At 35.6% G+C, this 24,754-nt stretch carries 24 protein-coding genes and 1 pseudogene; 15 read left to right on the top strand and 10 right to left on the bottom strand.

Translation table 11 applies throughout. From position 1 onward, the window contains the following. Window positions 1–12 precede the first annotated feature (12 nt). The 9 genes from IQ05_RS02940 to IQ05_RS02900 all read left to right on the top strand — a co-directional run bounded on the left by IQ05_RS02940 (window position 13) and on the right by IQ05_RS02900 (window position 11,423). Window positions 13–729 (top strand): geranylgeranylglyceryl/heptaprenylglyceryl phosphate synthase, encoded by a 717-nt coding sequence (locus IQ05_RS02940; protein WP_144889663.1) that lies wholly within the window; start codon window positions 13–15, stop codon window positions 727–729. 3 nt (window positions 730–732) lie between these two features. Further along, entirely contained in the window at window positions 733–1,362 is a 630-nt protein-coding gene (gene pnuC / locus IQ05_RS02935) for a nicotinamide riboside transporter PnuC (RefSeq protein ID WP_144889661.1), read from the top strand. Next, window positions 1,317–3,437 carry a DUF4301 family protein gene (locus tag IQ05_RS02930; RefSeq protein ID WP_144889659.1) on the top strand — a complete coding sequence of 707 codons (2,121 nt, stop codon included), beginning with the start codon at window positions 1,317–1,319 and terminating at the stop codon, window positions 3,435–3,437. Before pnuC ends, IQ05_RS02930 begins: the two co-directional genes overlap by 46 nt. A gap of 11 nt (window positions 3,438–3,448) precedes the next feature. Next, on the top strand, window positions 3,449–3,850 hold the full coding sequence (gene arfB / locus IQ05_RS02925) for an alternative ribosome rescue aminoacyl-tRNA hydrolase ArfB (protein ID WP_144889657.1): 402 nt from the start codon (window positions 3,449–3,451) through the stop codon (window positions 3,848–3,850). 293 nt (window positions 3,851–4,143) lie between these two features. Further along, a complete protein-coding gene (locus IQ05_RS02920; RefSeq protein ID WP_144889655.1) occupies window positions 4,144–6,363 on the top strand; it encodes a TonB-dependent receptor in 2,220 nt (739 codons plus the stop codon). Between the two features lie 385 nt (window positions 6,364–6,748). Next, window positions 6,749–7,519 carry a GLPGLI family protein gene (locus IQ05_RS02915; RefSeq protein WP_144889653.1) on the top strand — a complete coding sequence of 257 codons (771 nt, stop codon included), beginning with the start codon at window positions 6,749–6,751 and terminating at the stop codon, window positions 7,517–7,519. Between the two features lie 224 nt (window positions 7,520–7,743). Next, on the top strand, window positions 7,744–7,989 hold the full coding sequence (locus tag IQ05_RS02910) for a hypothetical protein (RefSeq protein ID WP_144889651.1): 246 nt from the start codon (window positions 7,744–7,746) through the stop codon (window positions 7,987–7,989). A 65-nt stretch (window positions 7,990–8,054) separates the two neighbouring features. After that, complete coding sequence (locus IQ05_RS02905; RefSeq protein ID WP_144889649.1) at window positions 8,055–8,753, top strand: GLPGLI family protein; 699 nt, start codon at window positions 8,055–8,057, stop codon at window positions 8,751–8,753. Next, window positions 8,754–11,423, top strand: coding sequence for a carboxypeptidase regulatory-like domain-containing protein (locus IQ05_RS02900; RefSeq protein WP_144889647.1), 2,670 nt, complete (start codon window positions 8,754–8,756; stop codon window positions 11,421–11,423). On the opposite strand, the gene IQ05_RS02895 is transcribed toward IQ05_RS02900, so the two are convergent. Further along, a complete protein-coding gene (locus IQ05_RS02895) occupies window positions 11,424–11,837 on the bottom strand; it encodes a Rieske (2Fe-2S) protein (protein ID WP_144889645.1) in 414 nt (137 codons plus the stop codon). 161 nt (window positions 11,838–11,998) lie between these two features. On the opposite strand from IQ05_RS02895, the gene greA reads away from it, so the two are divergent. The 3 genes from greA (at window position 11,999) to IQ05_RS02880 (ending at window position 14,178) form a co-directional block, all read left to right on the top strand. Next, window positions 11,999–12,475, top strand: a complete 477-nt coding sequence (gene greA, locus IQ05_RS02890) for a transcription elongation factor GreA (protein ID WP_144889642.1) — start codon at window positions 11,999–12,001, stop codon at window positions 12,473–12,475. A 41-nt stretch (window positions 12,476–12,516) separates the two neighbouring features. Continuing rightward, window positions 12,517–12,906 (top strand): HIT family protein, encoded by a 390-nt coding sequence (locus IQ05_RS02885; RefSeq protein ID WP_144889640.1) that lies wholly within the window; start codon window positions 12,517–12,519, stop codon window positions 12,904–12,906. A gap of 99 nt (window positions 12,907–13,005) precedes the next feature. Then, window positions 13,006–14,178: a transglutaminase domain-containing protein gene (locus tag IQ05_RS02880; protein ID WP_158634571.1), complete on the top strand. Its 1,173-nt coding sequence runs from the start codon at window positions 13,006–13,008 to the stop codon at window positions 14,176–14,178. Here the strand turns inward: IQ05_RS02880 and IQ05_RS02875 are convergent. Then, a complete protein-coding gene (locus IQ05_RS02875; RefSeq protein WP_144889636.1) occupies window positions 14,175–15,323 on the bottom strand; it encodes a sensor histidine kinase in 1,149 nt (382 codons plus the stop codon). The two genes, IQ05_RS02880 and IQ05_RS02875, sit on opposite strands and share 4 nt — an antisense overlap. A gap of 170 nt (window positions 15,324–15,493) precedes the next feature. Here IQ05_RS02875 and IQ05_RS02870 point away from each other — a divergent pair, with 170 nt between their 5' ends. The 3 genes and pseudogenes from IQ05_RS02870 (at window position 15,494) to aat (ending at window position 17,528) form a co-directional block, all read left to right on the top strand. After that, the gene (locus tag IQ05_RS02870) at window positions 15,494–16,375 is read left to right on the top strand and encodes a flavin reductase family protein (protein ID WP_144889634.1); all 882 of its coding nucleotides are present in this window, start codon (window positions 15,494–15,496) and stop codon (window positions 16,373–16,375) included. Window positions 16,376–16,399: 24 nt separating this feature from the next. Then, window positions 16,400–16,780 carry a DUF3127 domain-containing protein gene (locus tag IQ05_RS02865; RefSeq protein WP_086453648.1) on the top strand — a complete coding sequence of 127 codons (381 nt, stop codon included), beginning with the start codon at window positions 16,400–16,402 and terminating at the stop codon, window positions 16,778–16,780. Between the two features lie 109 nt (window positions 16,781–16,889). Continuing rightward, a pseudogene (gene aat / locus IQ05_RS02860) lies at window positions 16,890–17,528 on the top strand (leucyl/phenylalanyl-tRNA--protein transferase). A gap of 187 nt (window positions 17,529–17,715) precedes the next feature. Here aat and IQ05_RS02855 read toward each other — a convergent pair. The 8 genes from IQ05_RS02855 to thiS form a co-directional block, all read right to left on the bottom strand. Further along, complete coding sequence (locus IQ05_RS02855; protein ID WP_144889632.1) at window positions 17,716–18,426, bottom strand: HesA/MoeB/ThiF family protein; 711 nt, start codon at window positions 18,424–18,426, stop codon at window positions 17,716–17,718. A gap of 88 nt (window positions 18,427–18,514) precedes the next feature. Further along, on the bottom strand, window positions 18,515–19,636 hold the full coding sequence (gene thiH, locus IQ05_RS02850; RefSeq protein WP_144889630.1) for a 2-iminoacetate synthase ThiH: 1,122 nt from the start codon (window positions 19,634–19,636) through the stop codon (window positions 18,515–18,517). A gap of 97 nt (window positions 19,637–19,733) precedes the next feature. Then, the gene (locus IQ05_RS02845; protein WP_144889628.1) at window positions 19,734–20,504 is read right to left on the bottom strand and encodes a thiazole synthase; all 771 of its coding nucleotides are present in this window, start codon (window positions 20,502–20,504) and stop codon (window positions 19,734–19,736) included. Further along, window positions 20,491–21,123 carry a thiamine phosphate synthase gene (locus IQ05_RS02840; RefSeq protein ID WP_144889626.1) on the bottom strand — a complete coding sequence of 211 codons (633 nt, stop codon included), beginning with the start codon at window positions 21,121–21,123 and terminating at the stop codon, window positions 20,491–20,493. Before IQ05_RS02840 ends, IQ05_RS02845 begins: the two co-directional genes overlap by 14 nt. Beyond that, window positions 21,113–21,865 (bottom strand): hydroxymethylpyrimidine/phosphomethylpyrimidine kinase, encoded by a 753-nt coding sequence (locus IQ05_RS02835; protein ID WP_144889624.1) that lies wholly within the window; start codon window positions 21,863–21,865, stop codon window positions 21,113–21,115. Before IQ05_RS02835 ends, IQ05_RS02840 begins: the two co-directional genes overlap by 11 nt. After that, entirely contained in the window at window positions 21,847–22,437 is a 591-nt protein-coding gene (locus IQ05_RS02830) for a thiamine phosphate synthase (protein WP_144889622.1), read from the bottom strand. Before IQ05_RS02830 ends, IQ05_RS02835 begins: the two co-directional genes overlap by 19 nt. A gap of 97 nt (window positions 22,438–22,534) precedes the next feature. Continuing rightward, entirely contained in the window at window positions 22,535–24,379 is a 1,845-nt protein-coding gene (gene thiC, locus IQ05_RS02825) for a phosphomethylpyrimidine synthase ThiC (RefSeq protein ID WP_144889619.1), read from the bottom strand. 144 nt (window positions 24,380–24,523) lie between these two features. Then, window positions 24,524–24,730 carry a sulfur carrier protein ThiS gene (gene thiS, locus IQ05_RS02820; RefSeq protein WP_144889617.1) on the bottom strand — a complete coding sequence of 69 codons (207 nt, stop codon included), beginning with the start codon at window positions 24,728–24,730 and terminating at the stop codon, window positions 24,524–24,526. Window positions 24,731–24,754: the final 24 nt, after the last annotated feature.

The raw sequence follows: 24,754 nt of genomic DNA, 5'->3' as shown, positions 1-24,754 counted from the left end.
GAGGTATAACTTATGGAGAACTTGTACACACAAATCAAAAAAGCCAAAACTCAAAATCAAAAATTATTAGCGATCCTTATTGATCCTGATAAAATGGATTGGAACACAGTGGCGATTTTAATATCAAAAATCAATCAATCACCAGCAACTCATATCTTCATTGGCGGAAGCCTTGTTCATCATAATATCATTGATGAATTGATAGTTAGGATTAAACAAGATTGTACTCTTCCAATTGTTGTTTTTCCCGGTAATCCCTCGCAGATTTCAGATAAAGCAGATGCTATTTTGTTTCTATCCTTACTGTCGGGTCGCAACCCGGATTATTTGATAGGACATCAAGTTACTGCAGCACCAATTTTGAAACAAACCCAGCTCGAAATCATATCTACGGGTTATATTTTGATTGAAAGTGGAAATGAAACCGCCGTAGAACGCGTTAGCAAAACTAAGCCTTTGGATCGTCATGATTTAGATCTAGCAGTGAATACCGCTCTAGCAGGTGAAATGCTTGGTAGTAAACTCATTTATCTAGAGGCAGGAAGCGGGGCAGAACTTCCCGTGCCGATGGAAATGATAAAAAAAGTAGCACAAAAAATTGAGATTCCATTGCTAGTTGGAGGAGGAATTATAGATTTGCATGGAATTCAACGTGCTTACAACGCTGGTGCAGATTTGGTGGTCATTGGAACCGCTTTTGAAAATGATTTGAATTTTTTTAATCCTTAGTCAATGGTAGATTATTTTTTTTCTCAGTATCGAGAGTACCCAACATTAGATATATTTCTAGAAATTGTTGCTGTTGTTTTTGGCTTGTTAAGTGTGTGGTATGCTAAGAAAGATAATATTTGGGTTTTCCCAACGGGTTTAATAAGTACCTCAATATTTGTGTATTTATTATGGAAATGGGTTCTTTGGGGCGATATGATGATCAATGGCTACTATTTTATAATGAGCATATACGGGTGGTATCATTGGTCGAGAAAAGAAGGGGAAACTGTTGCTTTCCCAATTTCAAAAATTTCACGCTCTGAAAAACGAATTGCCATTATTCTTTTTATATTTACAGTGGCTTTTGTAACATTAGTGTACTATTTTTTTGATAAATTTACTACATGGTACGCTTATGTAGACACGTTTATCACTGGAATTTTCTTTGTAGGAATGTGGCTTATGGCCAAAAGAAAAGTAGAGAATTGGATTTTTTGGATTATTGGGGATCTAATTTCGATTCCGTTGTATTTTGCAAAAGGATATACTTTTACTAGTTTTCAATATTTAGTATTTACAGTAGTTGCCATTTTTGGCTATTTAGAATGGAAGAAAATCTCAAACAACGCTCAAACGGAGCTACAGAAATAAGCAAGGTAGCTTTATTTGGTCCTGAAAGTACTGGTAAAACTACATTGGCGAGGCAACTTGCTGCATATTATAAAACAGAATGGGTGCCTGAGTTTGCCCGAGATTATTTGCAGCAAAAATGGGACGAAAAACAACAAATTTGTGACCTTGAAGACATGATTCCTATTGCAGTTGGCCAAGTTCAATTAGAAAATGAACTTGCGCTAAAAGCAAATACATATCTTTTTTGTGATACTAATTTGATGGTTACTAAGGTTTTTTCGGAGGTGTACTATAATTATTGTGATCCTGTATTGCACCAAGCGGCATGCCAACATGAATACGAACTTATTTTTCTCACAGACATTGATGTGCCTTGGGAAAAAGATGATTTAAGAGATAAACCTCAGGGCAGAGAATCGGTCTTTGCGGTCTTTAAACAAGCCTTGCTTGAGCACAAAAAACCTTTTATAACGCTATCAGGAGATCAAGAATTAAGGCTAAATAAGGCAATCCGTATTATTGATGATTTGAGATTAGCTAAATCAATGGGTTTTTCAACAGCTGATTTTGTACAAATATACCAGCATGGAATAGCCATTCAAAATATTCAAGCTCAATTAAATTTTTTCCGTAACGGCATTGCGCCGATAGATTTAGTGAGCCCAGCAGAATTATCTCGCGGTATTTTGAAATTATCAGATATAGAGTTTCAAGAAAAAGCTGCTTTTTTTGATGCGCATAAAACAAATTTAAGTCTAAATAAGTTTGTTCCTGCATCAGGTGCAGCCAGTAGAATGTTTAAATTTTTGAATGAATTTTTAAACGACTTTGATTATAAAAATGAATCTATTAACGCCTATATCAACCGTAAAAAAGCTAGTGAACTATCTATTTTTATAGTAGGAATGGAGAAATTTCCTTTTTTCGAAGCAGTTGATGCCAAATTAAAAGAGGAATTTGAAAATTTTGATTCTTTGGATCGCAGTTTAAAAAACTACTATTTTGTTAAAGTTCTCTTGTCCTCAGATGATTTTGATTTTGCAAACAAGCCAAAAGGCGTTCTTCCTTTTCACGATTACAAAACGCATGTCGCAACTCCTATTGAGGAGCATTTATTGGAGTGTACGCATTATTCGAGCTCAAATAAAGGTTCTAGTTTGCATTTTACAGTTTCAGAATCGCACCAACATTACTTTGAAACAACTGCAGCTTTCAGTAAAGTTAGAGTCGAAAAGCTTTCTGATACGGCCATCGATGTAAGTTATTCTTATCAAAATAAAAGCACGGATACCATTGCGGTAACTATTGATAACAAACCATTCAGGGACGCAGCAGGTCAATTGGTTTTTAGGCCTGGAGGACATGGGGCTTTAATTGAAAATTTGAATTATTTAGAGGCTGACATTGTTTTTATAAAAAATATAGATAATGTTATTCAAAATAACATTGATAAAATTGCCCTTTATAAAAAAGGATTAGGAGGTATTTTATTAGCCTTACAGCAAGATATTTTTAAATATTTGAGAGTTTTAGAGGAAGCTTCTGTTGCAGAAGAAGTTTTGCAAAATATGGTGCTTTTTATCACTGAAAAGTTGAATATTACCATGATTACAGGTTTTTATAACGAAATTCCAGAACGTAAAATAGAGGTGTTAAAAGCCATTTTGAACAAGCCAATTCGGGTTTGTGGTATGGTCAAAAACGAAGGAGAGCCAGGCGGAGGACCTTTTTGGGTTAGGGACAATGAAGGTGGGATTTCTTTACAAATTGTAGAGAGCTCTCAAGTTGATTTGAATAATGCACAACAAAGAAACATTGCACAAGCAGCTACTCATTTTAACCCTGTTGATTTAGTGTGCGGAATTAAGAATTATAAGAACGAAAAATTTGATTTGACTCAATTTGTCGATCCAAATAGCGGTTTTGTTGTCGAAAAAAATGCAGCAGGTATAACTATCAAAGGATATGAGTTACCGGGTTTGTGGAACGGAGCCATGGCTAACTGGCTAACTGTTTTTGTTCAAGTACCTTTGATCACTTTTAATCCTGTTAAAACGGTAAATGATTTATTGAAACCCTTACATCAGCCTTAAGCTCTCAAGTAATGGATAAGCAACAAATAATAGCGGAATTGAGTTACAAAGCAGTACGTAGTAGTGGTGCGGGTGGACAGAATGTAAATAAAGTATCGTCAAAAGTGGTGCTTTCATTTAATATGATGCAATCTACAGCATTAACTGCAGAAGAGAAACTGCTTGTAGCTGAAAATTTAAAATCACGATTGACGGTAGACGGAATTTTGATATTGAACTGTGATGAGGATCGAAGCCAAATTAGAAACAAAGATATTGTAACCAAGCGTTTCTTGAATCTAATTGCTGATGCGTTGTTTGTGCCAAAGGAACGGAAAGCTACAAGAGTCCCAAAATCAGTCATTAGAAAGAGAATTAAGGATAAAAAAAGCACTTCTGAAATTAAAAAAAACCGAAAGAAACCAGAGCTGTAGTGTTGATTTTAATGGCAATTCGCACCAAAAAAATCATAGAAAATCCCGATTTTTAAAATTTATTCCAATTCATAATTTGTTATCCACAATTTATAATTAGTTTTGCATCGTCTCAAAGGGGTGCTCTAAATAACGAGCTGAGATTATACCCAACGAACCTGAACAGGTAATGCTGTTAAGGGAAAAAATGACAACATTACTAGTTTATAAGCTACTTATTTGTCATAGGAAACAATCAATTTTTTTAATCTAACAAAAGAATAATTCCCCCTTTTATTCGTAATCTATTACGGATGAAAACTTTATTTCACCAAAATGGCCAAGAGCCAAGGGCCTATGGCCAGAAACGAAACGTAAAGCTATTTTTTACTCTTTGTGCGTTTCACTTTTCACTTTTCACTTTTTCTCAAGTAAAAGACACTACTAAAGTTAATCAGCTTGATGCCGTTTTGGTATCAGCGGTTCGCGTCACAACAAAAACACCGGTAAGTTTTAGCAATCTCAACAAAAAAGAAATTAAGTTTAGAAATTTAGGGCAAGACATACCTATTTTAATGAATTACCTTCCATCTGTAGTCACTACATCTGATGCGGGAAATGGAGTAGGTTACACCGGTATACGAGTGCGTGGTAGTGATGCTACTCGTGTAAATGTAACCATCAACGGAATTCCCTATAACGACTCCGAAAGTCATGGAACGTATTGGGTTAACATGCCTGATTTTGCTTCATCAGTTGAAAGTTTGCAACTGCAGCGCGGTGTAGGAACTTCTACAAATGGTTCAGGTGCCTTTGGCGCAAGCCTAAATATGCTGACTGATAGTTATGCTAACGCAAGCAATGGTGAGATATCGAATTCTTTTGGAAGTTTTAATACTCGCAAACACACAGTGAAATTCAGTACGGGTTTATTAAACGATCATTTTGAATTAGCTGGTAGAGTTTCCGCACTGAAGTCTGATGGATACGTTGACAGAGCTTCATCTGATTTAAAATCTTTTTTCTTGCAAGGAACTTATGTAGGTAAAACTACTTTGATTAAAGCGTTGGCTTTTGGAGGAAATGAAAAAACCTATCAATCATGGAACGGATTAGAGGATCTGGATGTTTTAAAAAACGATAGAACTTTTAATACCGCTGGGATGTATACTGATGAATTTGGGAATACTAGGTTTTATGATAATGAAACCGATAATTACCAGCAAGATCATTTTCAGCTGCATTGGAACGAAAAAGTATCGGCATCATGGAATACCAATTTAGCTGTCTTTTATTCTAAAGGGAAAGGCTATTATGAAAACTATAAAGAAAACGCCAAGTTTGCTGAGTACGGATTGACACCTATTTTAATAGGAGGAACCACGATCAATAAAACTGATTTGATTCGTCAAAAATGGTTGGATAATGATTTTTACGGGACTACCTTTTCGGCTAATTATAAGCAGGACAAATGGGACGTGATTCTTGGCGGAGGCTATAATAAATACGAAGGCAGTCACTTTGGTAACGTAATTTGGGCGCGTTATGCATCAACATCTGAATTAGGGGACCGTTATTATGATGATTTTGCAACAAAAACAGATGGAAATATTTTTGCTAAAGCAAATTATCAAGTTGCAGATAAACTTAGCTTATTTGGAGACTTGCAATTGCGTAATGTACACTACAAAGCTAATGCTACAGAAACTGGTTTAGTGAATGATAATTTTAATTTTTTTAACCCAAAAGCGGGTTTGAGTTTTGAGATTGACGACAACAATCAATTGTATGCTTCTTATGCGAGAGCCAATCGTGAGCCGAATAGAACCGATTATGAAAACGGAAGCCCAAAACCAGAGAAATTGAATGATTTTGAGTTGGGATTACGTCACAATACAGTAAAGGTAAAACTGAATGCCAATGTGTATTATATGGTATACAAAGACCAATTGATATTAACAGGAGCCTTGGACGATGTGGGGGCGCCTATTCGTAAAAATAGTGGTGATAGTTATCGGTTAGGTCTGGAACTCGATGCTACAATAGCAGTTTTAGACAACTTAATTATTAGGCCTAATATGACCATTAGTACGAATAAGAATAAGGATTTCTTTTTTAGTAGAGATGGAGTTTTGACATCTTTAGGAAATACAAATATTGCTTACTCGCCTGATTTTATTGCCGGGAATATCATCACGTTTGTGCCTGTGAGTAATTTACAAGTTTCGTTTTTGTCAAAATTTGTTGGCGAGCAGTACATGGGTAACATAGATTCAGAAAAGTCTAAATTGAGATCGTATTTCGTAAATGACTTGAATTTGTCGTATGAATGGAAACCTAAATCGGTTTTTAAATCGGTTATGATAAATGGTTTGGTAAATAATATTTTCGATTACAAATACATATCAAATGGGTATTTTTATACGTTTGATGATGATTATTCAAATCCTCCATCAGTAATAACAATTGAAGGAGCGGGTTATTATCCTCAAGCAGGAATTAATTTCTTAGTTGGAATGACTTTGAAATTTTAATGAATTGAATTGTTTGTTATTGGATGAAATCCTGATGGTTCGCTGTCAGGATTTTTTAGTTATTGATAGGAGGAAATATCACTAAAAGGGGGTATTGTAGAAGCTTTGAAAAAGAGGTATCCTTGTGTTTGGTAGTTTTAAACGAGCTTCTGTTCTGATCGGCCAAATGGATACGGAGGATTACAAGGTTTAATCTTAGTATTGCAAATTAGAAATATTTTGTTTGGTGTTAAAACAGTAGATTTACAAATGGATAAAAAGATTGTAGTGCCAAAGCGTATAGCAAATAAAATAGTTTCTGAACAGGAATTTGAGGATTTGCTTTTTAAAAAGAAATACAGCATTTTTTGAATTTAAATAAATTTTAATACTTAATTGTTATCGTATGAAAATAATTTATATCAGCATTTTCTTGCTCTGTTCTATTGTTTATTCTCAGTCATCAGGCACGGTAAGCTATAGCTTTCATACCGTAAATATCTTAGAGGATGCAAAAAAACCGCAGACTAAAGACTTTGCTAAAAAAAATATAGATATTGCCAATCAGCAGGTATTTAACTTGACTTTTAATAAAACAAAAACACAATTTGTACAAATAGAAAGTCTTACTCCAGTATCCGATTTCGATCAAAAATTAGGAAATGTGGCTAGAGCGGGATTTACCTCACATGATATCTTCAGCGATTTTGCTAATGGACGACAAGTTGAAATCATGAGTGATGGAACATTGGTTGAAAGTAAAAATGAGGATTTAAAATGGGAAATTACAGCAGATACAAAAGAAATAGGAGGCTATCTTTGCTATAAAGCCATTTTGAAAGTTCCGTTTACCAACAGATATGGAGAATCGAAAGTTAAAGAAGCTATAGCTTATTTTGCACCTAGTTTGCCATTCTCACTCGGTCCAAAGAAGTTTTACGGATTACCAGGCTTGATTTTAGAACTTATTGAGAGCCACAAAACTTTTGTGGTGTCAAAAATTAAATTATCTGATCAAGAATTAGAAATAGATTTTCCAAAGGGGAAAACAATTTCTAAAGAAGATTACGAAAAGCGTCTTGAATCAAGTATGGGAGGAGTAATTTTAAGCAAAAAAAGAGAAAAAGATAAAAACTCTCAATCAAACGCAATACCCAAAAAAGCACTCTTAAATTAGTCATTTTATTGATTATTGCGTTTTTCATTTTGTAAAGTTAAGTCTCTAAATACTATTTATTGTAAAACATTTATTTTGAACTAGTTGTTAAATTTATTAAGAGTATAAACTTGTTAAAGTTTAGTTAAAAAATGAAGTAAATTCTTTTAAATAGTTTTTTTTTTTTTTTTGATATTTGATTTGGTTAACCAAAAAAACTATTAATTAATTTAAAAATTTTAAGAATGAAAAAATTAGTATTCACCGCTCTAGCAGTGGTAGCATTTAGTGGCGCTGCAATGGCGAAAACGGGAGAGGTTAAGGAAGATGTTGTGGTAAGCGACAAATTAAAAGTTGAGGTACCTTCAAAATTAGTTGAAGATGAAGATAACAAATGCATGGATAATGCTATGAATTTCATCGATTTTCTTGACATTGATGACGATGTTATCAATGAACAGATATGGCAAATTCTAATAGCAGATTGCTAGTTTGAATGCCTTTTTTTAGTAATAACAAGAGGGACAATTCGTTGTCCCTTTTTTAAACAAATAACATGAGATTTATTTTTTATTTCCTATTCTTTACAACTGTTTTATTTTCACAGAACTCAGGCGTTATAACTTATAAAGTAAAAATGCCTGACACTAAAATTAGCCCAAACCTCAAGGCTGAGATGTTGCTAAAAGAAATCAAAGAAAAGAGCGAGAAACAAGAATATATTTTAGAATTTAACGCTAATCAATCTCATTTTTATTTAAATGAAATGATACAGGATGAATCAGCTATTAATACTAGTTCTAGTAAAATTATATCTGTATTGATTGGAGGTTCTAACTATTATGATAAAGAAAAAAATACAAGTATAAACGCTGGTATGCATGGCATTTATATAAAAGATGACAACCCTAATAAAGACTGGGTTGTTACAACTGAGAGTAAATTAATTGACGATTATAAATGTTATAAAGCCGAATATACAGAGATTTATAAAAGTAGGGGAGTAAATAAAACAAAGATAATTACTGCATGGTTTGCACCTTCATTACCATATCCTTTTGGACCAAAAGGATATAATGGACTTCCTGGATTAATATTAGAACTAGAAGATAGTAATAAAAATATTAAAGTTTTTGTCTCCAAAATTGAAATTAAAAAAGATGAGATATTCATAAAATTCCCGAAAAGCGAAGCTATTTCAATGGATGAGTATATGAGTAAAACCTCTTCAGGCGTATTTTATAAAAATAATTAAATGCACAAAATACTCTTCTATTTTCTTTTTTTCACAACCCTAAGTTTTTCTCAATCCCGCTCCATTACTGGTGTGGTGGTTGAGGATAACAACAAACCATTAGAGTCTGCAAACGTTATTGCAAAACCCTTACAAGAAAAAGCAAGCTTAAAATTTGCTATTGCTGATAATAAAGGACGCTACCGCTTAGAGCTGGAAAAAACAGTGAAGTATGAAATTACGGTTTCGTACATTGGGTTTGTAGAGGAAGTATTTATTCTTGAGGCTGATGCTGTGGTGACTTCACACGATTTTAAATTAAAACCTACCGGAGAACAACTCAAAGAAATTGTAATCAAACACGAGTTCAAGCCCATCGAAATTAAAAAGGATACCATGACGTTTAACGTTAAAAGTTTTGCCAACGGCAACGAACGTAAAATGAAAGAAGTCCTTGAAAAACTTCCTGGCGTTGAAGTCGATAAAAACGGAGGCGTTACCGTACAAGGTAAAAAAGTTACTAAAATGCTGGTAGAGGGCAAGTCTTTTTTTGGAGGAGGCTCTAAACTAGCAGTTGAAAATATTCCGGCTGATGCACTTGATAAAATTGAAGTCATTGACCACTTTAACGAAGTGGGTTTTATAAAGCAGGTTTCGGATAGTGATGAACTGGCCATGAATGTAAAACTCAAAGCCGATAAAAAGAAATTTGTTTTTGGTGATGTTGAGGCTGGTGCCGAGGTTGGTAATGCCGATAATGGTTTTTATCTTGCTCATGCCGCTTTGTTTTATTATGCTCCTAAAACAGACCTAAGTTTTATAGGCGATTTAAACAACATTGGTAAACGCACCTTTACTTTTGATGATTTAATGCGTTTTGGTGGTGGAATGAGCACCTTTTTATCGGGTCGAAAATCACTTACTAATTTGTATTCCTTTGCCAATGACAACCAAGATGTGGTGCAGAATGTGTCTCAATTTGGCGCGTTTAACTTTAGCCATGATACCTCGTCAAAACTTTCTATTTCTGGCTTTTCTATTTTTTCGAAAGTGTTGACGGCATCACAAACCGAAAGTAAAAATGAGTATTTGCAAAACAGTGCCATTGCTTTTGAAAACCGACTGCAAGAAGGTACCAATCGCGCTGTTTTAGGAATTGGCAATATCAAACTCGATTATTCGCCTAGCGCCAAAGAAAAATGGTATTATAACGGACAGTACCAGTCGAGTAATAATTCTATTTCAAACGCCATCAACTCGATTACTAATGTCAATGCGAGTATTTTTGAAACACTCAACAAAGCCGATAATACCGCCATAAAACAATACATCGAGTGGCACAAAAGTTACAATCTAAAACACACTACCACTTTAGTAATCAATCAAGCATACGATTACAACACGCCACGAACCAATTGGTTCACTGATCAGCCTTTCCTCGCTGGACTAATTCCGTTGCAAGAGGATAGCGCGTACCGCATTGAACAAGTAAAAAAGGTAAAAACCAATAGCGTTGATGCGCTTTTTAAACATTACTGGATTATCAATAATTTCAATCACTTGTACACCAATGTGGGGAATAACTACGGTAATTCCCGTTTAGAAACTACAGAGCAGCAATTACTTACCAATGGGAACGTGAATGATTTTGCTTTGGCTGGTTTTGGCAACGCAGTAAAATACCAATTGAATGATGCGTATGTAGGTTTAGAGTACAAATTTAGATTTGGAAAATGGACCAATAAACCCGGCTTGTACGCGCATTGGTATCATTTAACTACAGAGCAAAAGTCAGGAGAGCGAGTACTTACTAGAACACTTTTACAACCACAGTGGAACAGCGATTATGAGTTCAACAAATCAGAATCTTTAAATTTTGTTTATAAATTAGAAAATAGTTTTCCGCAAGTAACCCAATTAGCGGAGCAGTTTACCTTGCAAAATTATAACTTGGTTTACAAAGGAAATGCTTTATTGCAAAACGAGCGCTACCACAACGCCAACCTGCGTTACACGAAAACCAACTTGTATCGTGGTATCACTTGGAACGCCATGGCGAGTTGGAATCAAAAAGTAAGAACGATCCGCAACGAAATTCAATTAGACGGTATCAATCAGTTCAATACCCCAATTTTAAGCGATAACCCCGAGACGAATTACAATGTAAACGGTTCTTTTAGCAAAAAGATATATCGTTTTAACTTGAGGTTCAATACTAATTTTAGTTGGTTTACTTATTTCCAAACACTAAATAATACCGAAACTTTAAACAATAGAAACAATCAAAGGTTGGGAGTAGTACTTCGTACGGCACACAAAAAATGGCCGGGTTTTAGCGTAGGATACAACAAAGGATTTAGTCAGTTTTCGGGCTTGACCCAATCTCAGTTTCAAACCGATGCAATTACATCTGATTTTGACATTACCATCGCAAAGTTTTGGACTTTCAAATGCAGTTACGAAAACCTGAAAAACACTAACAGTAACAAGCAGAGTAATTTTTACGACATCGCCAATACTTCGTTGCGTTATCAAAAAAAGAACAGTCCTTTTGGTTTTGAGTTAATGGCTAACAACCTTTTTGATAACAAGGTGAAAAATGATTTTTCCTTCTCGGATTATGTCATCAGTCAGCGCACCACTTTTGTCTTACCAAGAGTTTTTATGCTATCTGTAAGTTATAAGCTGTAATTAATTAAAAACTCTCAAAATATCTCCGTTCACTTGAACTCGGTATTGCTTCATAGGATATTGTAAATTGCTTTGACCGGTAAACAAGCTATAGGTAACATTATCACATCCACAAACCGCATTAATTCCGTTGATGGTCATGGTAGAGCACGTACTAATGGCTTGATTAGGACAAGCTGCATCAAAGGCGTTGTAGCCACTACCAGTATTAAAAACAATAACTCCTCTTGCTCCAATATTAGGCACATAAACTGCATTACTCACAAATTTTAGGTTGGAGTAGGTGGGTAAATTCATGTTGAGGTCCATGCTGAAAGTATAGTTAGGAACAAAGGGATTGTTGTTGTTAACGCCTGAATCACTGCAAGAAAAAAACAATGGAATCAATGCGAATAAGAGATGAATTTTTTTCATTTTAAAATAGTGTCAAAGTATTAGTGAAACAAATTTAATTTATTTAACTTTGACTTATATATGATTAACATATATTTATAGACGAAAAAAAATAGTAGTATCTTTGTGGAAAGAAATCCCGTCCTGATGGGATTTTTTCTATTTATATAATTAATGAAATTATGAGTACAGTATCGTATTACACCGCAGAAGGATTAAAGAAATTAAGAGAAGAATTAGATTATCTAAAAAGCGTGATGCGTCCTAAAGCATCAGCAGATATTGCAGAGGCTAGAGACAAAGGAGATTTATCTGAGAATGCTGAGTATGATGCAGCCAAAGAAGCACAAGGTATGCTTGAGATGCGTATTGCTAAATTAGAAGAAGTACACTCAAACGCTCGATTAATTGATGAATCCCATTTAGATCTTTCTAAAGTGCTAGTTTTATCGAATGTGAAAATTAAAAACCAAACCAACGGAATGGAAATGAAATACACATTAGTAGCAGAAAGCGAAGCCGACCTTAAAACTGGAAAAATATCCGTTACTTCACCTATTGGGAAAGGTTTACTGGGGAAATCAGTAGGTGAAGTTGCTGAAATTACGGTGCCAAACGGAGTTTTGAAGTTTGAAATTCTTGAAATTTCAAGAGACTAATTTTAAATAATAGTTTAGTTCTAATACATTAAATTGCAACGATGCCAAGTATTTTTACCAAAATAATTAACGGAGAAATTCCTTGCTACAAGATAGCAGAGGATGAAAATTTCATAGCTTTTTTAGACGTAAACCCTAATGCAAAAGGACATACACTTTGCGTTCCAAAACAAGAAATTGACAAAATCTTTGAAATAGATGACGATTTATATATTGGCTTAATGCAGTTTTCTAAAAAAATTGCGGTTGCTTTAGAGAAAACAGTTCCTTGTAAACGCATTGGGATGGCAGTTGTAGGACTTGAAGTACCTCATGCTCATGTTCATTTGATTCCATTGAATGAAATGGATGAAATGCGTTTTCAAAATAAAGTAACTTTATCCAAAGATGAATTTGAAGCTTTGGTAGCAAGCATAAAAACCTATTTATAATAGTTGTATCAATAGAATAATTTGGTATGCTTTTCGTTTAATAGAGAATAGGTGCAAACCTGTTCTCTTTTTTATTTTATGATGCCTACATTATATACTATGAAAAACATTTTTTTGTTATTTTTTTTCTTTTTCTCCTTGTTGAGTTTTGGACAAGCAAATTCTGGATATGCTGTGGTTGATGCTAAAATGGCGGCAATTCCTTCTAAAGCAACAACTTCTACGCAAGCTATTGCAAACTACATCAACGCTAATTTCAAAACAGAAACGGATAAAATCAGAGCTGTTTTTTATTGGACTACATCCAATATCAGCTATGATGTGGCCAATATGTTTACCGTAAATTTTAATGAAACCGAACAGGAACAAATCGCAAAGACGTTAAGAACTAAAAAAGGGGTTTGTATTCATTATGCAGTGGTTTTTAATGAGCTTTCGCAAAAAACAGGAATTCAATCCTATATCATTGAAGGTTATACAAAGCAAAACGGAAAAATAAGTGATTTAGCCCACGCTTGGATCGCTGCAAAAGTTGATAAAAAGTGGTATATATTTGATCCAACCTGGGGTTCTGGTTTTGTAAATAATGGTAGGTTTTCAAAAAAATTAAACAATTATTATTTTAAGGCAGGTCCTTCTACAATAATTGCTTCCCACATTCCATTTGATTATTTGTGGCAATTTTCGAATTATCCCATTACCATTAATGAGTTTTATGAAGGGAAAATTCAAATCAATAAAACCAAGAAATACTTTGATTTTGAGAATGAAATTACCAAATATAATGCATTATCTGAAGCGGATAAATTATTTACATCGGCAGAAAGAATAGAGAAAAATGGATTGAAAAACGCCATGATTTTGCAGCGTTATGAAGGAAAAAAACAACAGTTGACTTATTTGCGACAAAATACAAATATTGAAAAATTGAATTCTATTGTGAATGAAATGAATCTGGCAGTTCTTCTATTGAATGATTTTATTTATTACAGAAATAATAAGTTTAAGCCAGCTTTGTCAGATGCTGAAATTAGCAGCATGATTGAAACACCAAAAGAGAAACTACTCAATTGCCAGAACAATATTTACAGCCTGGGATCTGTTGGTAGTCAAAATACATCTAACTTGGAATCAATTAAAAAATCAATTGGAGTAGCTTTGGCACAAGCCGAGGAACACTCCATGTTTGTAAAAAATTATTTGAGTAAGTCTAAAATAGTCAGAAAAACAATGTTCTCTAAAGTTACCTGGTTCGGCGTTCCGTTAAACTAAATTAATTTTTTTAAACTCACTTGCATCGTGGTGCCTTTGCCTATTTCAGACTGTAATACTTTTATGTTTCCTTTATGATATTCTTCTACAATTCTTTTTGTTAACGACAGTCCTAGTCCCCAACCTCTTTTTTTTGTAGTAAAACCCGGTTCAAAAATAGTTTGAAACTGTTTTTTAGGGATGCCGCTTCCGGTATCAGTAATGTTGATTTTTACTACTTCTAGATCAGTTGTGATTTCAAGGTGTAAATTTCCTTTACCTTTCATGGCATCAATAGCATTTTTTACCAGGTTTTCAATAGTCCAGCTGTATAAAATTGGGTTTAGCATGACCTTAATAGTTGCTTGAGGAGCACTAAATGAAAACTGAATTTGTTTTGAAAATCGAGATTGCAAATAATCATAAGATTGTTGGGTTTCATGCACAATATCTGTAAGCTCTAGTTTGGGTTCAGAACCAATTTTTGAAAAACGATCTGTAATAGTTTGCAGACGTTCAATATCTTTTTCTATTTCTTGGGTAGTGCTTTCAGCAATATTTTCAGATTTTAAAATTTCAACCCAGCCAATAAGAGAAGATAATGGCGTACCTATTTGATGTGCTGTTTCCTTTGCCATTCCAGCCCACAATTTGTTTTGAGTTGCCATTTTTGTGCTGCGGTAGTAATTGTACACTAATCCCCCAAAAAGAACAATTATTAATACCAGCGCAAGGGGATAATACTTTAGTTTGTTTAATAGGGAAGAGTTGCCGTAATATAGTTTTTGAAACTTCCCAGGAACATATTCTATAACAATGGGATCATTTTCTGATTTTAAGGTGTTTAGTATCGTGATAGCCTTTTTGCTTTTTAACAAATTTTCCTCGTCAATATTAACCGTATTGATAATACTGTCATTTTCGGTTAGCATAATTGGGATTGATGTGTTATTGCTAAAAATTTGTAATGGCAATTCAACCTCAGTATTTTCATCGGCGTTAATTAATGTTTTTTGGGCCTGAGCCCAAAGATTCATTTTCAAGCGCTCTTCATTCTTGAAAATTTGAAAAAAAGTATAGGTATTCCAGAGAATTAAACTAATGATAAAAAACGATGCGAAAATAATTACCCAACGGGTGTTAACTCTTCTTTCGGAAAACTGCATACTAATGGATTTTAGTGCTAAATATAACGAAATAAATGCGCTTGTATTTTAGTTTTTTTTCAGATTTTTTTTCGAGACATTCATCCTGCTTTTTGTTATGCTATTTTAGAGTATAAAGTTCATAACTCAATCGATTTGCTTATTTTTGTATCTCAAATGTAACTTGAATTATGATCACAATTGACCCAAAAACTATCGATACGGCAAAATTACAAGGCTACTTGCAAAGCTCAGTAGGCCCAAGACCTATTGCATTTGCCAGTACGATGGATGAAAATGGCAATGCCAATGTTTCTCCGTTTAGTTTTTTTAATGTTTTTAGTGCTAATCCACCTATTCTTATTTTCTCACCGGCACGCCGCGTGCGAGACAACTCAATAAAACACACTTTGATTAATGCCGAAGCTACCAGAGAAGTAGTGATCAATGTGGTGAATTATGACATTGTACAGCAAATCTCGTTGGCTAGTACAGAGTATGCTGATGGCGTAGATGAGTTTGTAAAATCAGGCTTGACGCCAATACCATCAGAGGTTGTAAAGCCTTATAGAGTAAAGGAATCTCCTGTACAATTTGAGTGCAAAGTCACTCAGATTATTCCATTGGGAACCGAAGGCGGAGCTGGGAATCTAGTGCTTTGTGAAGTACTCCGAATTCATATAAACGAATCGGTTTTAGACGAAAATGGAGCGATTGATCAATACAAAATCGATCTGGTTTCTAGATTGGGTGGTAACTGGTATTCCAGATCCAATCAGGGCCTTTTTGAAGTACCAAAACCACTAGCTACCTTAGGAATTGGAGTAGATGCTATTCCAAATTTTATAAAAGAAAGTAAGGTGTTTAATGGAAACGATTTAGGAATTTTAGGAAATGTTGAGGCCTTGCCTACAACCGAAGAAGTTAGTATATTTGTACAGCAAAATTTTGCAGTTAAAGCGGTTTTGAGTTCAGATGATACTGAAAAAGTGCATCTTACGGCAAAAAAATACCTTAACGATAATGATGTAGTCTCGGCATGGAAGGTCCTTTTAGCCGATACTTTAAAATAGAGCATAACAATAAATATAGAGAAGATGGAAGTAACAGGAAAAATTAAAATGATCGATCAAACTAAAGAAGTTGGATCTGGAGGTTTCAAAAAAAGAGATGTTGTAGTAACAACTGATGAGCAATATCCGCAACATATTTCGGTTCAGTTTGTTCAAGATAAATGTGATTTGTTGAATAATTTTCAAGTAGGTGAAGCTGTAAAAATTGACATTAACTTGAGAGGAAGAGAGTGGACAAATGCACAAGGTGAAACGGTTTATTTTAACACAATCCAGGGATGGAGAATAGGGAAATTACAAGCAGAAAGTCCTTCTGCTCAGCAAATGCCACCTATGCCATCTGCAGAAACATTTGCACCAGCAACTAGTTTTAACGAAGAGGAAGCAGACGATTTACCGTTCTAAAATAAAATTCTAAAGTATATAAATCCAAATTCCAAGTTGAAGCTTTCTTCATATTGGAATTTGGATTTTTTTTGAGCATTCCTGCCGTTTTCTTTATAATTTATTCATCATGCATTACCTTTCTGATATTTTAGATTTTCCCGAAGTGAACCAAGCCAATCGAGATGGAATTCTTGCTATTGGTGGTGATTTATCTCCAGAACGCTTGTAGTTAGCCTATAAAAGCGGCATTTTTCCGTGGTTTGAAGTCGGTGATCCTATCCTTTGGTGGTCGCCAAATCCTAGAATGGTTTTGTTTCTTGAGGAGCTGAAAATCTCCAAAAGCATGCGCAATATTCTCAATAAAGGTGAATTTTCGGTTACCTTCAATCAAAATTTTAGAGATGTGATTTCCTACTGTCAAAAAGTAAAACGCGACGGTCAAAACGGTACTTGGATTACTAATGACATGATTGAGGCCTATTGCAAATTGGACGACTTAGGCATTGCAAAATCTGTAGAAGTTTGGCAAGATGATAACTTAGTTGGCGGTTTGTATGGCGTTGATTTGGGTCATATTTTTTGCGGAGAAAGCATGTTTTCGTTAGTTTCTAATGCTTCCAAAGTGGCGTTTATTGCCTTGGTAAACCACTTAAAAAAAGAAAACTATAAGCTGCTCGATTGTCAAGTTTACAATCCACATCTCGAAAGTTTGGGTTGCCGAGAAATTCCTCGAAACGAGTTTATGCGAATTTTGCAGCAGCAGTAGGGCCTATTTCCAGCTGTTTGTTACAAGTCCTCCTTCAAAGTCTTATTTTTTCTAAAGCCATCAAAGGAGCTTCCTGCCGGTCGCTCTTTGCTGTCTCGAAAAAATAGTCTTTTCAGTCCGGGCTTTTCACGTCCATCTGGGGCAAACCGCCTGATTTTTTCAGTACTTTATGGTTTGCTGCAAACAACTAGAATTGCAACTTGGTAAAACTCCAATCTAAAGTTTGATACAGGACCAATTCATTTTTTAAAGTTGGTAAACCCATAATTAATTTTAAGGTTTCGTGTGCCATCATCGTTCCTATCATACCTGGTAAAGTGCCCAGCACGCCATTCAAACTGCAATTTGGAACATCTTTTGGATTGGGAGGCTCTTGAAATAAATCCCGAAGATTTTTACTTCCTTGGTGGTTAAACACAGCAATTTGACCTTCAAAACCTAAAATACTTCCATAAACCAAGGGTTTACCCAAAACTACACAAGTATCATTTATTAAATAACGAGTGGCAAAATTATCTGATCCATCCACAATCACATCAAAATCTTGAATGAATAGAACAGCGTTTTCCATAGTTAGTTTCGCTTCAAAAGCTGCTACTTTAATCAAAGGATTCAACGCTTCTAATTTTTCTTTGGCTATCAAAGCTTTTGGTAAGCCCACTTGATCTTCGGTGTACAAAATTTGTCTGTGCAAGTTGTGAATTTCTATTTTATCGAAATCAACAATCCCGATAGTTCCCACTCCTGCGGTCGAAATATATTGCAAAATAGGACAGCCCAAACCGCCAGCACCAATGACCAAAACTCTTGCTTGCTTGAGTTTTTCTTGTCCTGAATCACCTATTTCGGGTAACATTGTTTGTCTATTGTATCGTAAAAATTCTTGTATTACACTCATTTTATTGTGTCTTAAAGTTTGAAAATCTTATACTGGAAAGTCAAAAGCTAAACTACCAAGTAAAGTCGAGTACTTATGACATTCGACTTTATGAAATTTGACTAAATGTTTTATCCCAGTCTTTCCAAACAGGTTCGTAGCCTTGGCTAGAAATAAGAGCGGCAATTTCCGATGCTGAACGCTCATCACTAATCTCAAATTGTTCCAAAGATTGCGGATCCACTACATAACCACCAGGATTGGTTTTGGAGCCAGCACTCATACTTGTTGTCCCAAGCGGAATAATATTATTTCTGAATTTTTCATTCTCGCGAGTCGATATAGAAATCTCTAAATCCTCATTCCATAACCGATAAGCACAAATCAACTGCGTCAAATCTTTGTCATCCATAATAAAGTTGGGTTGAATCACTCCTTCCGCAGGACGCAATCGTGGAAAAGAAACCGTGTATTTGGTTTTCCAATACGTTTTTTGGAGATAATCCAAGTGTAAAGCATTGAAAAAACTATCAGTGCGCCAATCTTCTAATCCTAACAAAACGCCCAAACCTATTTTATGAATTCCAGCGGTTCCAACTCGATCTGGAGTTTCTAAACGAAAATCAAAATTGGATTTTTTTCCTTTGGTGTGGTATTGCTTGTAAACATCCCGATGATAGGTTTCCTGATAAACTAAAACGGAATACACTCCAGCTTGGTGCAATTGTTTGTATTCTTCTGTAGATAAAGGTTGCACTTCCACAGAAATTGTCGAAAAATCATTTTTTATTTGAGTTACAGACTTTAGAAAATAATTGATGTTTACCGTATAATTGGCTTCGCCAGTTACTAATAAAACGTGGTCAAATCCTGCTTTTTTTAGGGCTTCAACTTCGAGTGTGATTTCGCTTTCGGTTAGGGTTTTTCGTTTGATTTTGTTGTCCATACTAAAGCCGCAATAGGTACAAATATTTTGGCATTCGTTGCTCAAATACAAAGGCGCATACATTTGGATGGTTTTGCCAAAACGCTTTTTGGTTAATTCGTGACTTATTTGCGCCATTTGTTCCAAATAAGGTTGGGCAGCAGGCGAAATCAAAGCTAGAAAATCATCCAGATTGCGTTTGGTTTTGGCTAAAGCTTGCTCGACTTCTATGGTAGTTGTCTGATAGATCTTGGTTTGAATTGTATCCCAGTCGTATTGTTCAAAAACCGATTTAAAATTTGTCATTATTTGTTTTTTAAACACAAAGCGCACAAAGTTATTTCACAAGAGACACAAAGCATAGTGTGCTTTGCGTTCGCTTTGTGAACTTTGTGGTAAATTATTATTCATATAAAAATGCCGTCAAAGGACTTGAAGCCACCGCACGATTTTCCTTTTGTGCCAATAGTGCTTCGTATGCTTTTCGTCCTGCAATTACCGCTTCCTTAAAAGCTTCAGCCATCAGTTTTGGATTTCCAGCAACAGCAATAGCGGTGTTTACCAAAACAGCATCGGCACCTATTTCCATTGCTTTTGCGGCATCAGAAGGGGCTCCAATTCCTGCGTCGATGATGACAGGGACTTTAGATTGTTCGATAATAATCTCTAAAAAATCGATGGTTTTTAGGCCTTTGTTACTTCCAATAGGAGATCCTAATGGCATTACGGCAGATGTTCCGGCATCTTCCAAACGTTTGCATAAAACAGGATCGGCATGAATGTATGGCAAAACAATAAAACCTAATTTAGCTAGTTCTTCTGTTGCTTTCAAAGTTTCAATCGGGTCGGGTAACAAGTACCTTGGATCGGGATGGATTTCGAGCTTGAGCCAATTAGTTTCCAAAGCTTCTCTGGCTAATTGTGCTGCAAAAATGGCTTCTTTTGCATTGCGTGCACCCGAAGTGTTGGGTAATAAATTAATACGTGGATGTTTGAGGTGGGCTAAAATCGCATCAGTTTCGGTTTCTAAATCGATACGTTTTAGGGCTACGGTAACCAATTCACTTCCGGATGCCAAAATAGCTTCTTCCATTTGTTGGTTGGAACCGAATTTCCCTGTTCCCAAAAACAAGCGCGATCCAAAGGTTTTATCTCCTATTTTAAATGGTAACATATAGTTTTTCGTTTAGTTGCGTGATTAATTCGGATGGATTTTCGCTTTGGGTAATTAAACCCGAAACTGCAATCCCGTGAATGCCAGTTTCCATTATGCTTTCAACGTTTGTAAGTTGGATTCCTCCGATAGCATAAATGGGAAATTGTATTTTTTTAGCTTTCATCTTTTCGATAATGCTGCGGTAACCTTCTACCCCTAGAATGGGACTTAATTTTTCTTTTGTTGCTGTAAATTGGAACGGCCCTAAACCAATGTAATTACAGCCATTTTCAAAATGATTTCGAATATCTTCAAAAGTATTCGCAGTTGCTCCGATAATTTTTTCACGACCTAAAATAGTTCTCGCCGCTGCTACATTCATATCGGTTAAACCTACATGAACTCCATCCGCATCTAATTGCTGTGCTAGGTGCACATTGTCATTGATGATTAAATACGCAGAAAAAACATCGCACAAAATTTTTGCAGTTTCTGCAACATCAAAAAGTTCGGCGGTGGAAGCATTTTTGAAACGCAACTGAATCCACTCACAACCGTTGTCAAGCGCATTGCGAATATTTAACAATTGTTCTTCGACGGTGTTTCCTTGAGAAATATATTGCAGTTTATTGTACATAATGATATCCTAGTTTTGTGGGGTTAGATTGTAAGTAGGCTTCTATATATTTTTTGGCATTGGCACAAGCCGTTTTTAGTTCTTGTCCCAAAGCTAAATGAGCTGTAATGGCCGATGATAACACGCAACCTGACCCGTGTTTGTCGAAAATAGTAGTACTATTTGGTTCCAGATTGAAATATTCATTTTCTAAATACAAATAATCAGAGCCAATTTCGTCTGGATTGTGACCGCCTTTTAACAAAACGGGGCAATGTTTCGAAAGTAAAATGGCTGTTGTTTCTGCATTAAATCCTTTAGAAGATAATTGTAAAATCTCATTGTAATTGGGAGTGATCAAATCAATTTCTTTCAGTATTTCAATCAAAGTAGTTTGGTTTTTAATCGTTAAAAAATCGAATTCTGTTGTCGATTTTAAAACGGTGTCCCAAACTATTTTTGTTTCTGGCGAAATCTTTTTTATCAGAAAAACAACTATTTTTAAAAATGCCAAAGAAGGTACAATTCCAATTTTTACGGCTTTTATATCGTAAGTATTAAATATTGTTTGAACAGATTGCAAAACAAAATCCAAATCCGTCCATTGTATTGCTACAAATTCATTTTCGGTTTGAATAGTGTTTGCCGTACTAATTGCAAAGCCATACACTTGATGTTGTTCGAACGTCTTTACATCTGCCAAAACTCCCGCTCCTGCTGAAGGATCGAAGCCTGCAATGCTTACTACAAAAGGTCGTGACATAGTTTAAAATTTTCTATTGAATGGTTGTCGTTCCAAATACTTCCTAAAAGTGCTACATCATCAAAACCAAATGCTAATGCAGTTTTGATATTTTCGGATGTAATTCCTCCCAGAGCAATCAATGCTGTTTTGTTATTTTTTCTTTGTTCTAATTCTTTTTTGAAATCCAGATTTGAAACATAATTGGGTTTTGAAATACTTTTGAAAACAGGTCCAAAAAATGCATAATCAAAAACACTTGACAGCGCTTCAAAATCCGACATTTGATGAATAGAGGTGGATAGAGTATATCCGCTTTTTTTCCAGTTTTCTAAACTTTCTTGGGATGTTGCGACTCTGTTTTTTTCTGTAAAATGAATGCGATCAATTCCAAATTCTAGCGCTAATTGATGATGACTATGCAACACCAATCGGTGTCTGAAAGCAGTTTTTATTTTCGATACAAATGTTTTCATTTCTGTTTCTGAAAAATCAGGTTTTCTGATATGAAGCAACTCCAATCCATTCTCAAAGAGAGTGTGTATGGTGTTGATTTCGTTTGCTATTGCAGTTGGATTGGAAATGACTATCATTTTTGATTAGATTCTGAAAAGGAAAAAGAGTAGAGAATATAGAAAATAGACTGTGATTTAGGTCTATTCTCTATATTCTTTTGTCTATTCTCTCGTCTTAAATATAAATTTCTTTTCCCTGTTCAATAAACTCCTCTGATTTTGCTGCCATTCCTTTCTCGGCTTCGGCAACGTCACGAATTTCTTGAGAAATTTTCATAGAACAGAATTTTGGTCCACACATCGAGCAGAAGTGAGCCACTTTTGCACCGTCTGCAGGCAAGGTTTCATCATGAAATTCTCGAGCAGTATCTGGATCTAATGATAAATTGAATTGGTCTTCCCAACGGAATTCGAAACGGGCTTTGCTCAAGGCATTGTCACGGTATTGTGAACCTGGGTGACCTTTGGCTAAATCGGCTGCGTGTGCGGCAATTTTATAAGTAATCACACCATCTTTTACATCTTTTTTATTGGGCAATCCAAGATGTTCTTTTGGTGTTACATAACACAGCATAGCGCAACCATACCAGCCAATCATTGCAGCTCCAATGGCAGAAGTAATGTGATCGTAACCTGGAGCAATATCGGTGGTTAATGGACCCAAAGTGTAAAATGGAGCTTCGTCACAATGTTCTAATTGCTTGTCCATATTTTCTTTAATCATATGCATAGGTACGTGACCTGGACCTTCAATGAACACCTGAACATCGTGTTTCCAAGCAATTTTTGTCAATTCTCCTAAAGTTTCTAATTCGGCGAATTGTGCAGCATCGTTGGCATCGGCAATAGAACCTGGGCGAAGTCCGTCACCCAATGAAAAGGCAACATCATATTGTTTCATGATTTCGCAAATCTCTTCGAAATGCGTGTACAAAAAGTTTTCTTTATGGTGGAACAAACACCATTTGGCCATAATAGAACCACCGCGAGAAACAATTCCTGTAACACGGTTAGCCGTTAAATGAATATAACGTAATAAAACCCCAGCGTGAATGGTGAAATAAGAAACGCCTTGTTCTGCTTGTTCGATTAAGGTATCACGGAAAACTTCCCAAGTCAAATCTTCGGCCACACCGTTTACTTTTTCTAAAGCTTGGTAAATTGGTACCGTACCAATTGGCACGGGCGAATTACGAATAATCCATTCTCTAGTTTCGTGAATGTTTTTTCCTGTAGATAAATCCATAATAGTATCAGCTCCCCAACGGCAAGCCCAAACCGCTTTTTCTACTTCTTCTTCGATGCTTGAAGTGACTACGCTATTCCCAATATTGGCATTAATTTTCACTAAAAAATTACGTCCTACAATCATTGGTTCGCTTTCGGGATGGTTGATGTTGTTGGGGATGATAGCACGCCCTCTGGCTACTTCGCTACGGACAAATTCGGCTGTGATTGGCCCCACCCCAGCCCTCCCCGAAGGAGAGGGAGTGTTTGCGCCCCAACTATCTCCTTTATGTTGGCATTGCATCGCTTTTGTTTGAGATTCAATTTGCTCATATTTTTGGTTTTCACGAATGGCGATGTATTCCATTTCGGGAGTGATGATGCCTTGTTTAGCGTAATATAATTGGGTAACATTGGTGCCTTTTTTGGCGCGCATGGGTTTGTGTAAATATTCAAAACGCAAGTGATCTAACTTTTCATCATTCAAACGGGATTTTCCGTATTCTGAGGAGATTTCGGCTAGTTCTTCTACATCATTACGGTCTAAAATCCATTGTTCGCGGATTCGTGGCAATCCTCTGCGAATATCAATTTCAAAATTAGGATCTGTAAAAGGGCCTGAAGTGTCGTAAACGGTTACGGCTGGGTTTTTTTCTATTCGGCCATTGGATAGTTTAGTATCTGCTAGCGAAATTTCACGCATCGCTACTTTAATCGGGTGGATTTCTCCATCGATGTACACTTTTTTGGAATTTGGAAACGGGGTTCTAGATATTTTTTCTTCGTTGTTCATTGGTTTGTGATTATGGGTTGGACACGGATGACACCGATTCGCTAAAGCGAAGACACGGATTAATACAGATTTTTTTATTTTGAGTTGAATTTGAAACTTGTCTAATGTTCGCAATGAAAACTGAACACTGCGACTGAAGACTCTTTATCCACCTTGAGTTGCGGAGATGATAAGAATGGTGTCGGTTTCCTGTATGGGATGCAAATTCCAATCGGATTTTGGAATGACGGTATTGTTTATGGCCACAGCAATTCCGTTTTGTTTTACGGGAATTTCTAAGTCAAGAAGTGCTTGAACCGTTAGGCTCTTGGCGGCAAAATGTTTTGTTTGGTTGTTGATTTTTAGTTCCATTCCTGTTGAGTTTAGTATATAGGT

The organism is Flavobacterium tiangeerense (assembly GCF_007830355.1).
Taxonomy (GTDB): Bacteria; Bacteroidota; Bacteroidia; order Flavobacteriales; family Flavobacteriaceae; genus Flavobacterium; species Flavobacterium tiangeerense.
The sequence above is the reverse complement of the archived record's forward strand: the minus strand, read 5'-3'. Positions and strand labels throughout refer to the sequence as shown.